13 protein-coding genes are annotated in these 13,803 nt (G+C 67.6%); 5 read left to right on the forward strand and 8 right to left on the reverse strand.

Features of this window, described 5'->3' with window-relative positions:
* Positions 1-95: 95 nt before the first annotated feature.
* Entirely contained in the window at positions 96-1,043 is a 948-nt protein-coding gene (locus tag ASF52_RS03030) for a glycine--tRNA ligase subunit alpha (protein WP_056167394.1), read from the reverse strand.
* A 201-nt stretch (positions 1,044-1,244) separates the two neighbouring features.
* Between ASF52_RS03030 and ASF52_RS03035 the strand changes: the two genes are divergently transcribed.
* The gene (locus tag ASF52_RS03035; RefSeq protein ID WP_056167396.1) at positions 1,245-1,484 is read left to right on the forward strand and encodes a hypothetical protein; all 240 of its coding nucleotides are present in this window, start codon (positions 1,245-1,247) and stop codon (positions 1,482-1,484) included.
* Positions 1,485-1,502: 18 nt separating this feature from the next.
* Here ASF52_RS03035 and ASF52_RS03040 read toward each other — a convergent pair whose 3' ends face one another.
* The 3 genes from ASF52_RS03040 to ASF52_RS03050 all read right to left on the reverse strand — a co-directional run bounded on the left by ASF52_RS03040 (position 1,503) and on the right by ASF52_RS03050 (position 3,482).
* Positions 1,503-2,378, reverse strand: a complete 876-nt coding sequence (locus ASF52_RS03040; protein ID WP_056167399.1) for a S49 family peptidase — start codon at positions 2,376-2,378, stop codon at positions 1,503-1,505.
* Between the two features lie 113 nt (positions 2,379-2,491).
* Positions 2,492-3,277, reverse strand: coding sequence for a tRNA1(Val) (adenine(37)-N6)-methyltransferase (locus ASF52_RS03045; RefSeq protein WP_056167403.1), 786 nt, complete (start codon positions 3,275-3,277; stop codon positions 2,492-2,494).
* On the reverse strand, positions 3,258-3,482 hold the full coding sequence (locus ASF52_RS03050) for a putative signal transducing protein (RefSeq protein WP_056167406.1): 225 nt from the start codon (positions 3,480-3,482) through the stop codon (positions 3,258-3,260). The genes ASF52_RS03045 and ASF52_RS03050 overlap by 20 nt, the downstream gene beginning before the upstream one ends.
* A gap of 195 nt (positions 3,483-3,677) precedes the next feature.
* Here ASF52_RS03050 and ASF52_RS03055 point away from each other — a divergent pair, with 195 nt between their 5' ends.
* Positions 3,678-4,697, forward strand: a complete 1,020-nt coding sequence (locus ASF52_RS03055) for a polyprenyl synthetase family protein (RefSeq protein ID WP_056167409.1) — start codon at positions 3,678-3,680, stop codon at positions 4,695-4,697.
* A 22-nt stretch (positions 4,698-4,719) separates the two neighbouring features.
* Here ASF52_RS03055 and ASF52_RS03060 read toward each other — a convergent pair whose 3' ends face one another.
* From ASF52_RS03060 to ASF52_RS03075, 4 genes are all read right to left on the reverse strand, one after another.
* Positions 4,720-6,321: a putative bifunctional diguanylate cyclase/phosphodiesterase gene (locus ASF52_RS03060; RefSeq protein ID WP_056167412.1), complete on the reverse strand. Its 1,602-nt coding sequence runs from the start codon at positions 6,319-6,321 to the stop codon at positions 4,720-4,722.
* 121 nt (positions 6,322-6,442) lie between these two features.
* Complete coding sequence (locus ASF52_RS03065; protein ID WP_056167415.1) at positions 6,443-7,318, reverse strand: 4-(cytidine 5'-diphospho)-2-C-methyl-D-erythritol kinase; 876 nt, start codon at positions 7,316-7,318, stop codon at positions 6,443-6,445.
* An 88-nt stretch (positions 7,319-7,406) separates the two neighbouring features.
* Positions 7,407-9,248, reverse strand: coding sequence for a tetratricopeptide repeat protein (locus ASF52_RS03070; RefSeq protein WP_056167419.1), 1,842 nt, complete (start codon positions 9,246-9,248; stop codon positions 7,407-7,409).
* 159 nt (positions 9,249-9,407) lie between these two features.
* Positions 9,408-11,069, reverse strand: a complete 1,662-nt coding sequence (locus ASF52_RS03075) for an electron transfer flavoprotein-ubiquinone oxidoreductase (protein ID WP_056167423.1) — start codon at positions 11,067-11,069, stop codon at positions 9,408-9,410.
* 211 nt (positions 11,070-11,280) lie between these two features.
* Here ASF52_RS03075 and ASF52_RS03080 point away from each other — a divergent pair, with 211 nt between their 5' ends.
* From ASF52_RS03080 to moaB, 3 genes are all read left to right on the forward strand, one after another.
* A complete protein-coding gene (locus ASF52_RS03080; protein WP_056167426.1) occupies positions 11,281-12,171 on the forward strand; it encodes a uracil-DNA glycosylase in 891 nt (296 codons plus the stop codon).
* Between the two features lie 99 nt (positions 12,172-12,270).
* Positions 12,271-13,176 carry a KPN_02809 family neutral zinc metallopeptidase gene (gene ypfJ, locus ASF52_RS03085; protein ID WP_056167429.1) on the forward strand — a complete coding sequence of 302 codons (906 nt, stop codon included), beginning with the start codon at positions 12,271-12,273 and terminating at the stop codon, positions 13,174-13,176.
* Positions 13,177-13,200: 24 nt separating this feature from the next.
* Positions 13,201-13,758, forward strand: coding sequence for a molybdenum cofactor biosynthesis protein B (gene moaB / locus ASF52_RS03090; RefSeq protein WP_056167739.1), 558 nt, complete (start codon positions 13,201-13,203; stop codon positions 13,756-13,758).
* Positions 13,759-13,803 lie beyond the last annotated feature (45 nt).

Genomic DNA, 13,803 nt, shown 5'->3' on the forward strand with positions numbered 1-13,803 from the left:
TCAGGCGGCGTCCGAGATGATTTTTCGAGGGTGTCGCTGGTGCGGCGGGAGCCGCCATCGACGTCGAGAGGCCAAGTCGCGGTGCGGCCCTCGGATCAGGCCGCGCCACCGCCGGCCGTCTTCAGATACGCGGCCCCGCAGGCCTTGGCGAGTTCGCGCACCCGCAGGATGTAGCTCTGCCGCTCGGTCACCGAGATCACGCCGCGGGCGTCGAGGAGGTTGAAGACGTGGCTCGCCTTGATGCACTGGTCGTAGGCCGGCTGCGCCATCCGGTGCAGCCCGGCCTCGCCCTCGGGGGCCCCGGCGTCGAGGTAGGTCCGGCAGGCCTTCTCCGCATCGGTGAACTGCCGGAACAGCATGGCGGTGTCGGCGGCCTGGAAATTGTGGCGCGAATATTCCTGCTCCGATTGCAGGAAGACGTCGCCGTAGGTGACCTTGTCGTCGCCGATGCCGCCGTTGAAATTGAGGTCGTAGACGTTCTCGACGCCCTGGACGTACATGGCCAGGCGTTCGAGCCCATAGGTCAGCTCTCCCGCGACCGGAGAGCATTCGACGCCGGCCACCTGCTGGAAGTAGGTGAACTGGCTCACCTCCATTCCGTCGCACCAACATTCCCAGCCCAGCCCCCAGGCACCGAGCGTCGGACTTTCCCAATCGTCCTCGACGAAGCGGATGTCATGGAGCTTGAGATCGACGCCGATGGCGTCGAGGGAGGCGAGATAGAGCTCCTGCAGGTTCGGGGGATTCGGCTTCAGGATCACCTGGAACTGGTAATAGTGCTGGAGCCGGTTCGGGTTCTCGCCATAGCGCCCGTCCTTCGGCCGGCGCGACGGCTGTACGTAGGCCGCCTTCCAGGGCTTCGGCCCCAGCGCCCGCAATGTCGTGGCCGGATGGAAGGTGCCCGCGCCCACCTCCATGTCGTAGGGCTGCAGGATCACGCAGCCCTGAGCGGCCCAGAACCGCTGCAGCGTCAGGATCAAGCCCTGGAACGAGGTCTGGGGCGCGAGATCGACGGCGCTCGACAGGTGGCTGGCGCTCGACATGGGCAATCCGGTCCGTGAAGGGGCCGCCAGCGTTTAAGAGGCGGGTCGGGGGTGTCAAGCGATGCCGGTGTGCGGGCGCACGCAATTTCGCCCCAATTCGGTCGGGTAGCCGGAACTGTCACGCTCACTGCCAAGTTGAGGCAACAATCAGGCAGTCTTCGCCGTCGCAGACCGACGGGCGACCATTTGGATCAACGCGCCATGCGCTCGTCTTTCGCAGTCTTCGCCGCCATCGCCGCCGCTTCGCTGGCTGCCACGCCCCTCGTGATGGGTGCCTCGAACGCCTTCGCGACGCAGGACTCCACCAACGTCGTCGCGATGCCAGCCCTCGTCACGCCCATCGACGTCGTCACCGTGCCGGCGCCGGTCCAGGCCGAGACCTGCACCCGCAAGGTTCGGGTGGTCTATGCGGGTTACGGTTCCGAGGGCTGCGCCCGCTAGAACCGCTGCAACGGCCGATCAGAGACCGTAGCGCGCCCATGCGGCGCGCTCCTCGATGACCGCCAGAGCCTCGGCGGCAAGACCGTCTGCCGCCAGACCGGCGGTGCTTCCGGGGTTCGCGCGCCGCAGCAGGCGGGCGACGAGTGAGCCGCGCTTCTCGGCCAACATGACGAGTTGGACATCCTCGCCGAAGCGCGCTCGAAGGGTCGAGCGCGCATCCCCCAACCCGTCGACGAGGCCGAGGCGCAGGGCCTGACGTCCGGTCCAGACGGCGCCAGTGAACAGGTTCTCGCCATTGAAATCGAGGCTCGGGCGCCGGCCTCGCACCAGGGTGGTGAACAGGTCCTGCACATCGGCCTGGATCTGCTTCAGTCTGACGATATCGTCGGGATTTTCTGGCCGGAACGGATCCAGCATAGCCTTGGCCTCGCCCTGGGTGTGGACGCGGCGCTCGACCCCGAGGCGTTCGATGAGGCGATCGAAGCCGAACCCCGCCGAGACAACCCCGATTGAGCCAATAAGGGACGTCGGATCGGCGACGATCTCGTCGGCTGCGCAAGCGATCATGTAGCCGCCGGACGCGGCGATGTCCTCGACGAAGGCGTAGACCGGCAAGCCCTTCTCCGCCGCGAGCGCCCGGATGCGCTGGTGGATGAGGTGTGACTGCGCCGGCGACCCGCCTGGCGAATTGATGACCAGCGCCACCGCCGCGACGTGCGGCATGGAAAAGGCCTGTTCCAGGGGACCGGCGAGCCCGGCAATGGAGAGCCCCGCCCGGAACGGCGAGGCGGCCCCGATGGCGCCGTTGAGGCGGACCACCGCCACCCGTGGCTTGCGCTTGCGCCAGCGCGCCGGAAGGAAGGCCCGCAGACCGGTCGGAATCGTGAGCGCCATCGTGTCTCGCTGGGATTTCGGGGAACCGGGCGCCGGATAGTCCAGTGCCGTTCCCGCAGAGATGGTGCGCCGATCGGGCTTCGCCAACGCGGCTTAGCAACGGCGACCCGTCGTCAATCCTGGCTCGGCCGCGTGCCGATCCAGGCCTTACCGGCGTTGAGTGCGGCCAGGATCGGCGTGAACGCGCCGTCGGCACCGTGCAGCACGAGGGGCGTCAGCAGGCTGAACGGCGCGCGGCTTCCCTTCACGGCGGTGATCAGGACCCGGATCGCCGGCTCCCCGGCCCGCGCCTGGACCGGCCGGACGCCGATGCCGCCGAAGCGTCCCCGCAGGGCGTCGAGGCAGTCCGGCAGAGCATCGGCCCGGTGAATCAGACCGAGATGCCCCCGGGGACGAAGGATCTCGACGCAGGTTCGCAGCCATCCGTCGAGTGAGCCCATCGGGAAAGTATGGGCGGCGGCCTTGTCGGCGATGGGAGAGATGCGGTGTCGGCCAGCCTCGAAATAGGGGGGGTTGGTGAGAACGAGATCGCAGCATTCCGGGACGAGGCCGGCGGCGCGGCGCGCGCCACCTTTGGCCAGGACGTCCGCCGCGACCACATCGACCCGACCGTCGAGACCGTTGAGCGTCGCGTTGAGGCGAGCGAGGTCCGCGAGGGCAGGATCACGCTCGACGAGGAGCATGCGGCAGGTCGGAGCACGCAACGCGACGGCGAGCCCCACCGCTCCCGTCGCCGCGCCGACATCGCAACACGTGGCACCCGGTGCGGGTCTGAGGAGCGCTGCCAGCAGCACCGCATCCGTGCCGGCCCGATGGGCGCCGCGGTCGGGCTGATACAACCGGAGGCGGCCGCCGAGCCACGCATCGGGGGAGCGCGGCTCAGGCGTCGCGCAGTTCATGGGCCAGACCCGCCTCCGTCAGCAGGCGGCGAGCCTGTACAGCGTGATCCGCCGGCACGAGGAGCCGGCGTGCGAAGGCCCCGATGGAGCCTTCCAGACCGCTCATGTGACCGTTGGCGACGAAGGCCGGAATCTCGGCGCTCGCGAGAAGGGATTCGGCGAAACCGATCAGGACGATGTCGTTGCTGCGGATGAGTTCGGTCATCGCGGTTCCTGGAGAGGGAGAACGGTTCGTCCCCGTTCCTTCCGGCCCTTGCGGCATGGTGCATGTTGCAGCGCCTCCGAGCCCATGCGATGGGGTGCCGCACGGAAGTCGGTCGCGCAAGACGGGGTTTGGTGTTCGGGTCGGCCGGTTGCGGCGCGCCCGCATCGAGCCTGTCGGGTTGGGAGGCAGCGGGGTTTGGGCGTCGTAATACCCTTGGAGGACACTCGTCCCGATCCGGAGGCGAGCCTGACGGACCTCGTGGCCCTCGTCGCCGCGGGGATGGAGCGCGTCAACGCGACCATCCTGTCGCGCACCGGATCGTCCGTGCAGATGATCCCGGAAGTCGCCAATCACCTGATCGCGTCCGGCGGCAAACGCCTGCGTCCGATTCTGACCCTCGCGACGGCGGACCTGTGCGCCTACGCGGGCGACGGGGCGGTCAAGCTCGCGGCCAGCGTCGAGTTCATGCACACAGCGACCCTGCTGCACGACGATGTGGTGGACGAAAGCGACATGCGTCGCGGCACCGTCGCGGCCCGGATCAAGTGGGGCAACGAGGCCAGCGTGCTGGTCGGTGACTTCCTCCTCGGTCAGGCGTTCCGGATGATGGTCGAGGTCGGCTCGCTGAAAGCCCTCGACATTCTGTCGGCCGCCGCCACGGTGATCGCCGAGGGCGAGGTGATGCAGCTCGCCGCCGCCAAGAATACCGAGACGACGGAGGACGAGTACCTCGCCGTCATCCGCGCCAAGACCGCCGAACTGTTCGCCGCCGCCTGCGAGGTCGGGCCGGTCATCGCCGAACGTCCCCGGGCCGAGCAGGCTGCGTGCCGCGCCTACGGCATGAACCTCGGCATCGCCTTCCAGCTCGTGGACGACGTGCTGGATTACGGCGGCACCAGCGCCAGCCTCGGCAAGAATGTCGGCGACGACTTTCGCGAGGGCAAGATCACCCTGCCGATCGTGCTGGCCTTCCGCCGCGGTACGGACGCGGAGCGGGTGTTCTGGAAGCGTGCGCTGGAAGACGGCGACGTCTCGGACGACGATCTCGCCACCGCGCTCGCGATCCTGCGCCGGCACCGCGCCCTCGAGGACACCATTGAGCGAGCCCGGCATTACGGTGCCATGGCCCGCGACGCTCTCGGGCTTTTCCCGAAAAGCCCGATGAAGCAGGCTTTGCTGCAGGTCGTGGATTTCTGCATCGCCCGCGCGCACTGAGCGCGCAGGCGGTGCGGAGCTTTCAGGCGGCGACCGCTTTCGGCAGCGTGAGTTGGTCCTTGCCGGTCTCCGCGATGACGATGTTGCCGGCAGCGTCAGACCATTGGGTCAGCAGGCCGTCCGTCGTCGCCTTGTTCATCGGTTTGCCGAACAGGTAGCCCTGCCCGTAGGTGCAGCCCTGATCCGCGAGCCAGCCGACGCTCGACGCGGTCTCGATGCCCTCGGCCGTGGTCGAGAGGCCGAGGCTCGATCCGAGGGCGATGATGGCATCCACGAGCTTGGCCCGATCCTCGCCGAGGGGAATCGAGGCCACGTAGCTGCGGTCGATCTTCAGCTTGTCGAACTGCAACTCGCGCAGGTGGTAGAGGCTCGAATAACCCGTGCCGAAATCGTCGAGGGCGATACGCACGCCGAAGTTCTGCAGGGATTTCAGGGCCACCCGCGCGGATTCCAGATCGTTGACCAGGGCGGTCTCCGTGATCTCGATCTCGAGACGGCCCGGGGCGAAGCCGGTCTCCGTCAGGATCGCGAGGATACGCTCCGGCAGCTGCTTGTCCTGAAGTTGCAGCGGCGAGATGTTGACGGCGAGTTGCAGGTGACCGGGCCACGACCGGGCGTCGGTGCAGGCCTTGCGCATGAGTGCCCAGCTCAGGTCGGCGATCATGCCGGTCTCTTCGGCCAGCGCGATGAACTCCGCCGGTCCCAGGAGACCCTGCTCGGGATGGCGCCATCGCGCAAGCACCTCGAATCCAATCAGCTCGCGGCCGGGGAGTTGCACCACGGGCTGGTAGAACGGCTCGATCTCGCCGCGCTCGATGCCGAGGCGCAGATCTGCCTCCATGCGGGCCCGAACCTTCAGGGCGTGGCCCATGTCGAGATGGAAGAACCGGAAGTTGCCGCGGCCTTCGCGCTTGCCCTGATACATGGCGACATCGGCGGCATGCAGGAGCGAGACGGCATCGGAGCCGCTCTCCGAGCCGAGGGCGATGCCGATGGTGGCACCGACCTCGACCCGGCTCTGCTCCCAGACGACCGGCTTCGACAGGGCGGAGATGATCTGCTGGGCGAACCGGGGAACGGCTTCGCTGTCCTCACCGTAGTCGATCATGACGACGAATTCGTCGCCGCCGAGACGCGCGATCAATCCGCCTTGCGGAACCAGGGCGCGCATCCGATCGGCGACGGCGCAGAGAACGGCATCACCCGCAGCATGGCCATGGACGTCGTTCACGGGCTTGAAGCGGTCGAGATCGATCAGGAGGACGGCGATGGCCGCCGATCCCGGCTTCGATAGACGACCGTCTAGGGTCTCCTTGAAGAACCGCCGGTTGGCGAGGCCTGTCAGCGCATCGTGCCGAGCGGCGGATTCCGCGCGATCGCGGGCGAAATCCCTGGCCATCATGGCCTGACGAAGCTTGAACGACTTGCGGATCGACGCGACCACCAGGCCGAAACTCATGCAGATCGCGAGCATGAGAAGGTCGTGGAGGTGATGAAAGGTCGTGAAATGCAGGAGGTAGTCGAACATCCCGAGCTGGGTGCCTGCAATCCAGATGCAGACGCCGATCATCATGAGGCACAGGGCCTCACGCAATTCCCCTTCGCCCCATGAGGCTTGCTTCATCTGACCCTCTGCCAATCCCGCAGAGTGACAGTGCCGACAAGACCCTTTCGTCTCGGTAAAAGACCGACTGTCCGGTGGACTTTGACCAATATTTCGTGGGCGATGGAACCGCTCTGCTAGCCTACCGTAGCAAGGACGGCTTCACCCACCATTGCGGATGACGGTCACGGATACGGCGCGCGGCCCGTACCGCGGCGGAGCGATCGACAAAGAGGCCGAACACCGTCGCACCCGACCCGGACATCCGCGCCAGTCGACAACCGGCCTCGACCGACAGGGCCTGGAGCGCCTCACCGATCACCGGGGCGAGACCGAGGGCCGGCGCCTCGAGATCGTTGCGGGCCGGGCCGATCGACGCCACCACCGCCTCGGCATCTGCGCCCTCGGCGATCTCCGGATGCGGCCCGGGTCGATACCGCTCACCCACCGTCAACCCCAAGGCGCGGAAAACCGGTGCCGTCTCGACGGGGATGCCGGGGTTGATGAGGATCGCCGGGAGGGGAGCGATCCCAAGGGCGGCCCCAATGGTCTCGCCAGCCCCTCGCATCATCCGGGCCCGGGGATCGAGACAGACGGGAACGTCGGCGCCCGTCGCGCGCGCGGCGTCCAGAAGATCGGGATCCGTGGGGTCGAGGCCGTTGCTGCGGCCGAGCAGCCGCAGGGCAGCGGCCGCATCCGACGAGCCGCCGCCGATGCCCGCCGCCACGGGGAGGCGCTTGACGAGATGGAACGTCCCGAGTCGAAGACCGGGCCGGCGCCTAGAGAGATGACGGGCGGCCCGGATCACCAGGTTGTCGTCGAGGGGGCCGGCCGGACCCGCCGTCGGCCCCGACACTTCGAGGGCGAGCGCTTCGCCCGGATGAAGCGACAGGGTATCGCCGGCGCCGGTGAACGCAACGAGGCTTTCGAGCTCGTGGTAACCGTCCCCGGCGCGGCGCCCGAGAACGTGCAGAGTGAGATTGATCTTCGCCGGAGCGCGGGTGACGAGGATTGGCACGGGCTCTCGACGGCTGTTCAGGGGATCGGGGCGCCGGTCTGGCCCTGCGCCCCTGCCCACGTCAAGTCCGATGCCGTGACGGACTTGATCAGCCGCCGCTCTTCTTGTCGGCCGCGCCCGGAGGCTCGCTCGGAGCCGGAGCGCCCTTGGGCAGTTCGGGATTGGCTTTCCCCTCGGGCGGATTCTCGGCCGTGGCGGCCGGCTTGTCGAGTTCCGGCAGGCCGTCCTTGAGCTTGGCGTTGATCTTCTCGAGTTCCTCCGGCTCGGGGTTCAGATCCTTGGCGTGCTGCCACTGGAACTTGCCCTCGAGACGGCGGCCGGCGCGCCAATAGGCATCGCCGAGGTGGTCGTTGATCGTCGGGTCGCCGGGCTTGAGCTCGATGGCCTTCTCCAGCTCACGCATGGCTTCATCCCAACGCCCGAGGCGGAAATAGGCCCAGCCAAGGCTGTCGATGATCATCCCGTCGCGCGGGCTGGCGTCCACGGCCTGCTTCAGCATGGTGAAGGCTTCGTCGATGTTGATGTTCTGGTCGACCCACGAATAGGCGAGGTAGTTCAGGACCTGGGCGCGGGCACCCGGCTGCGAGGCCGGCACGAGTTCCAGAGCCTTCTTCAGGTCGGCCTCGGCCTTACTCCACTGCTTGGCCCGCTCGTAGGCCGTTCCGCGGAAGTAGAACGTCGTCCAGTAGTTCGCCGCCGGCTGGTCGCCGATGAGGGCAATGGCGCGGCTGTAGGTCTCGGCCGCCTCTTCGTACTTCTTGCGCGAGCGCTGAACGTTGCCGAGCGCCGTGATCACGTCGATGTCGTTGGGATGAGCCTTCATGGCTGCATCGAGGTGCTGGATCGCCTCGTCGCCCTTGCCCATCTGCTCGAGATTGAGCCCGATCTGCACGTCGGCATTGAGGCGCAGCGGCGAGTTCGCCGGGATCTGGGCATAGGCCTCGTTGGCGCGCTCCGGCTGCTTCATCCGGTCGAGGATGTCGGCCAGGGTCAGGCGAGCCAGGGCGTGCTCGGGTGCGAGATAGAGGGCGAGGCGCAGATAGACCACCGCCGGCAGTTCGTCGCCCTGCGTCGAGCCCGCCGAACCGAGCCCATAGAGCACCTCGCCGGCTCCCTCCTGCGCCGTATTGACGAGGCGGGTGAGGGGCTTGCCCTCCTTCAGCTTGGTGAGCGCATCGCGAACGACGGGATGGCGTGGCAACAGCTTGTCGAACTCGGTGTAGGCCTGGATCGCCAGATCCGTGCGCCCCGCCTGAGCCTCGAACCGCGCATAGGCGTCGACCACCCGGAGGGTGTTGCGGTCGCCGTCGTAGGCCGCCTTGAGACGGCGCTCCGCCTCGGCCTGGTCACCAGTCAGCGCCGCGATCAGGCCAGCGTGGTAATCCCGGAACGTGTTGTAGGTTCGCTCGCCCTTGAGCTTGTTGATGGTCTCCTGGGCGCGCTTGCCGTCACCGGCCCCGGCGAAGGCCCAGGCCGTGAGGAGGGTGCCGGTGAGATCGGCGGCGGCACCCCGGCCGCTGCGGGCGAAGTTCTGACGGGCCTGGGCGAACTGACCGGCCTTGATCTGCCGGACGCCGAGCGCGAGCTGAGCGAGACCGTTGGCACCGTCGCGGGTCGTCAGGCGCTCTGCGGCGCGGAACGCGTCCGGTAGGGACCCGTCGGCCAGGAGCGACACGAAGGCGCGCTCCAGCAGTTCGGCGTTGCGCGGGTCGGCCTTCACAGCCTCGCGGTAGAAGCTCGCCGCCGCCGCCGTGTCCTTCGAGGCACCGGCGATGTAAGCCGCGAGGAAGTTGCCTTCCAGGGATTCCGCGGGCTCGAACTCCGGCAGCGGCGTCGATTCACGTGGTTGCGCCGCGTGCGTCGGCACAGTCGCCGCGAGGCAGAAAGCGAGGGCCGACAGGGCTCGGCGAGTCGCGGCGTTTCCGTTCATGGGCACCGTTCAGGGCTTCTGCGCACCGGCTCGATCGGGGCCGGCGCTCGATCGGGCGGGACACTGAACTCTTCCCATCATCCCTGCAAGGCATAAGGATGCCGCCCCGAGCGCGGGGACGGCGACCCCAAGGCCTCACCCATCCCTCCCGCGCGGCGATCACATATTTGGGTAGTTCGGACCGCCCGGGCCCTCCGGCGTCACCCAGTTGATGTTCTGGTTCGGGTCCTTGATATCGCAGGTCTTGCAGTGGACGCAGTTCTGCGCGTTGATCTGGTAGCGCACGCCGTCGCTCTGGGCCGCATCCGCCACCCACTCGTAGACGCCGGCCGGGCAATAGCGCGCCGACGGTCCGCCGTAGACATCGTGCTCGGATGCCTTCTGCAGGTCGAGGTTCTTCACGTTGAGGTGGGGCGGCTGATCCTCCTCGTGGTTGGTGTTGGACAGGTACACCGACGAGAGGCGGTCGAAAGTCAGCTTGCCGTCCGGCTTCGGGTAGACGATGGGCGTCACCTCGGCGAGCGGCTTGGTACAGGCGTGATCCGGCTTGCCGTGCTTGAGCGTGCCGAACAGGGACGTCCCGAGCAGGGTGTTGGCCCACATGTCGGCGCCGCCGAGGCCGACACCCACCAGGGTGCCGTACTTCGACCAGAGCGGCTTGACGTTGCGCACGCGCTTGAGGTCCTGGCCGATGGCGCTGTCGCGCCAGCCGTTCTCGTAGGCGGTGAGTTCGTCCCCCTGGCGGCCGGATTCGAGGGCCTGCGCGATGGCCTGCGCCGCCTGCATGCCCGAGAGCACGGCGTTGTGCGATCCCTTGATGCGCGGCACGTTCACGAAGCCGGCGGAATCGCCGACGAGGCAGCCGCCGGGGAACACGAGCTTCGGCACCGACTGCCAACCACCCTCCATGATGGCCCGCGCGCCGTAGCCGATGCGCTTGGCCCCCTCGAAGGTCTCGGCGATCATCGGGTGCGTCTTGAAGCGCTGGAACTCGTCGAACGGCGACAGGGTCGGGTTCTCGTAGTTCAGGTGCGTGACGAACCCCACCGAAAGCAGGTGGTCGTCGAAATGGTAGAGCCACGAGCCGCCGCCGGCCTTGTTCGGCAGGGGCCATCCCATGGTGTGCTGGACGAGGCCAGCCTGGAACTTGTCTGGGCTCAGCTGCCACAACTCCTTGACGCCGAGACCGTACTTCTGGTGGTCGCTGTCGGCGTTGAGCTTGAATCGGTCGATGAGCGTCTTCGTCAGGGAGCCGCGGGCGCCCTCTCCGAAGATCGTGTACTTGCCGCGCAGCTCCATGCCGCGGGTGTAGTCGTCCCGTGGCTCGCCCGAGCGGCCGATGCCGAGATCGCCCGTGGCGATGCCGACCACCACGCCCCGGTCGTCGTAGAGCACCTCGGAGGCCGGAAAGCCCGGGTAGATCTCGACGCCGAGCGCCTCGGCCTGGGCGCCGAGATACTTCGTCACGTTCGACAGCGAGCCGACGAAGTTGCCATGGTTGGACATGAATTTCGGGAAGAACAGGTTCGGCATCGTCAGGCCGCTGTTCTTCGTCAGGAACATGAACTCGTCGCGCTCGACCGCGGTCTTCAAGGGCCGGTCTGGATCGGTGCGCCACGCGGGCAGGAGGTCGTCGAGGCCCGCCGGATCAACGACGGCGCCCGACAGGATGTGCGCGCCGACCTCGGACCCCTTCTCGACCACCACGATGCTGACGTCGGAGGACAACTGCTTGAGGCGGATGGCGGCGGCGAGGCCCGCCGGCCCGGCGCCGACGATCACCACGTCGAAATCCATCCCCTCGCGTTCGGGCAGCGCCATTCCGTCATCCTCCTGTCACGCCCGCCGTCCGGCGGGTCCCGTGAATTGGTTCAGATCACTCTCAACCGATTCCAAGATGGGAACGCAAGCGGCCTGCGCTCCCTGCGCGGTGTCGTGATGAAGAGTCGCGCCGTGCGAAAGCGGAGGATCGGGTCGCCGGGACGCCGCGCCCCCGTTGTCCACAGGCGACGAACACGCCACATCTCACCTCATGACTGCGAGCGACGAACGCCAGCGTGATCTCATCGCCGCCCTCGACTTCCATGTCGCGGCGGGGGTCGATCTCATGCTCGACGAGCACCCCCACGACCGCTTCTCGGAAGCGGATGCCCCGGCACGTCCCATGGTGTCGACGCTGGAGCCAAAGCACAGCCCCCCCCTTGAGCATTCTGCGCGACGGGAGCCCGCCGCGACGGCGCTCAGTCGCGAATCGCCGCCACGCGGCGAGGCGCCTCCCCAAGCCGGGACCTACGGCCAATCCGCCGCTGCCCGTCCTGGCGAAGCGGCCGGCGATGCGCGGGCGCGGGCAAAGGACGTCACGTCCCTCGGGGAACTGGAAGCGCTTCTCGGCGGCTTTGACGGCTGTCCGCTCAAGTTCACGGCAAAGAACCTCGTCTTCGCCGACGGCAATCCGGCAGCGAAGCTCATGTTCATCGGCGAAGCGCCGGGCGCCGACGAGGACCGGGTCGGTAAGCCGTTCATGGGCCGCTCGGGCAAGTTGCTGGATCGGATGATGGCGGCGATCGGCCTCGACCGGACGAGCGCCTACGTGACCAACATCGTGCCGTGGCGCCCGCCCGGCAACCGCAACCCGACGCCCCAGGAGGTCGCAATCTGCAGGCCGTTCATCGAGCGGCAGATCGAACTCGCGGCGCCCGACCTCATCGTCTGCCTCGGCAGTCCCTCCACCCAGGCGATCACCGGCACCAAGGACGGGATCCTCAAGGCGCGGGGCCGGTTCTTCCCCTACCGGGTCGGGGATCGCGAGATCCGCGTTCTGGCAACCCTCCATCCGGCTTACCTGCTGCGCCAGCCGCTGCAGAAGCGGCTGGCCTGGCGAGATTTTCGCACCCTTCGTGCCGCCCTCGACGGCAAGGCCTAACCTCGGTACGGAGACCCCAAGCGGAACTGTATGTGACAGGCGGAGATTACTTCGCAGGGGTGGCGTCCGTCCGCGGTCCGGAACGAGTGGTGAGAGCACATGCGCTGGGAAGATTTCCGTAGTTCGGACAACGTCGAGGACCGTCGCGGCGAAGGTGGCGGCGGGGGCGGCTTCCCGGGCGGCGGCGCCGGCGGACTCGGCATCGGAACCATCGTCATCCTGTGCATCATCGGCTGGGTCACGGGCATCAATCCGGCGGTCCTCATCGGCGGGGCCGAGCAGATGACCGGGGGCGGGCGGCCGCGGCAGGAGCAGGTCGACCCTCAGACGCAGGCGCAGCGCAAGACCAAGCCAACGGACGAGAGCGGGCGCTTCGCCGCCGCGATCCTCGGCAACACCGAGGATGTCTGGCGTGAGATCCTTCCCAATCAGACCGGCAAGCAGTACCGGCCGACCGGCATGGTGCTGTACACCGGTGGCACCCGCAGCGGCTGCGGCTCGGCCCAGGCCGCCATGGGGCCGTTCTACTGCCCGCTCGACAAGAAGGTTTATCTCGACACGTCCTTCTTCAAGGAAATGGAGCAGAAGTTCGGCGTGAAGGGCGACTTCGCCTACGCCTACGTCATCGCTCACGAGGTCGGGCACCACGTCCAGGACGAGCTCGGCATCCTCGGCAAGGTCCAGGGCCGCCAGCAGGCCGCATCGAGCAAGGTCGAGTCGAACCAACTCTCCGTGCGTGTCGAGCTCATGGCCGATTGTCTCGCCGGCGTATGGGCCAAGAATTCCAACGACAAGTACAATTCCCTGGAGCCGGGCGACATCGAGGAGGCGATGAACGCCGCCAGCGCCATCGGCGACGACAGGCTGCAGAAGCAGTCGCAGGGCTACGCCGTGCCGGACTCGTTCACACACGGGTCGTCGGCGCAGCGCCAGCGCTGGTTCATGACCGGCTACAAGAGCGGCCAGACAAAATCCTGCGATACGTTCCGGGCCGCCCGGAACTGAATGCCCTCGGAGGTCACGAACGCCATGGTCGCATCCGACAAGACCCGCAGCTTCGTTCCCCTCGCCATCGCGGTGCTCACCGTATCGGACACGCGTTCCCTGGACGAGGATCGCTCCGGCGACACCCTGCGCGACCGCCTCACCGCGGCCGGTCACACCCTCGCGGCCCGTGCCGTGGTACCGGATGAGGTCGAACGGATCCGCGGGCAGGTCGATGCCTGGTCACGGGATCCGGCGGTGGACGTGATCCTCACCACGGGCGGGACGGGCTTCACCGGGCGCGACGTGACGCCGGAGGCCATCGAGCCGCTGTTCGAGAAACGGATGGACGGATTCTCGGCGGTGTTCCATCGGATCTCGTATGACAAGATCGGCACCTCGACCCTCCAGTCGCGGGCGACGGCGGGCGTCGTGAACGCCACTTACGTGTTCGTGCTGCCGGGCTCGCCCGGCGCATGCCGGGATGCCTGGGACGGCATCCTGGCCGCCCAACTCGATTACCGGCACCGGCCCTGCAACTTCGTCGAGATCATGCCGAGGCTGGACGAACATCTCCGGCGCGGAGCATCCATCACGGTCTGAGACGGGGCCTTAAGGAAGGGCGTGCATGGAGATGCACGCCCTTCC

Origin of the sequence: Methylobacterium sp. Leaf112, from assembly GCF_001423295.1 — a bacterium.
Lineage (GTDB): Bacteria > Pseudomonadota > Alphaproteobacteria > Rhizobiales > Beijerinckiaceae > Methylobacterium.

Coding starts and splice junctions, on each gene's coding strand:
- ASF52_RS03035 (WP_056167396.1), top strand. CDS start 1,245: ATGCGCTCGTCTTTCGCAGTCTTCGCCGCCATCGCCGCCGCTTCGCTG.
- ASF52_RS03040 (WP_056167399.1), bottom strand. CDS start 2,378: ATGGCGCTCACGATTCCGACCGGTCTGCGGGCCTTCCTTCCGGCGCGC.
- ASF52_RS03075 (WP_056167423.1), bottom strand. CDS start 11,069: ATGGCGCTGCCCGAACGCGAGGGGATGGATTTCGACGTGGTGATCGTC.
- moaB (WP_056167739.1), top strand. CDS start 13,201: ATGGTCGCATCCGACAAGACCCGCAGCTTCGTTCCCCTCGCCATCGCG.
- ASF52_RS03045 (WP_056167403.1), bottom strand. CDS start 3,277: ATGAACTGCGCGACGCCTGAGCCGCGCTCCCCCGATGCGTGGCTCGGC.
- ASF52_RS03080 (WP_056167426.1), top strand. CDS start 11,281: ATGACTGCGAGCGACGAACGCCAGCGTGATCTCATCGCCGCCCTCGAC.
- ASF52_RS03030 (WP_056167394.1), bottom strand. CDS start 1,043: ATGTCGAGCGCCAGCCACCTGTCGAGCGCCGTCGATCTCGCGCCCCAG.
- ASF52_RS03050 (WP_056167406.1), bottom strand. CDS start 3,482: ATGACCGAACTCATCCGCAGCAACGACATCGTCCTGATCGGTTTCGCC.
- ASF52_RS03070 (WP_056167419.1), bottom strand. CDS start 9,248: ATGAACGGAAACGCCGCGACTCGCCGAGCCCTGTCGGCCCTCGCTTTC.
- ypfJ (WP_056167429.1), top strand. CDS start 12,271: ATGCGCTGGGAAGATTTCCGTAGTTCGGACAACGTCGAGGACCGTCGC.
- ASF52_RS03060 (WP_056167412.1), bottom strand. CDS start 6,321: ATGAAGCAAGCCTCATGGGGCGAAGGGGAATTGCGTGAGGCCCTGTGC.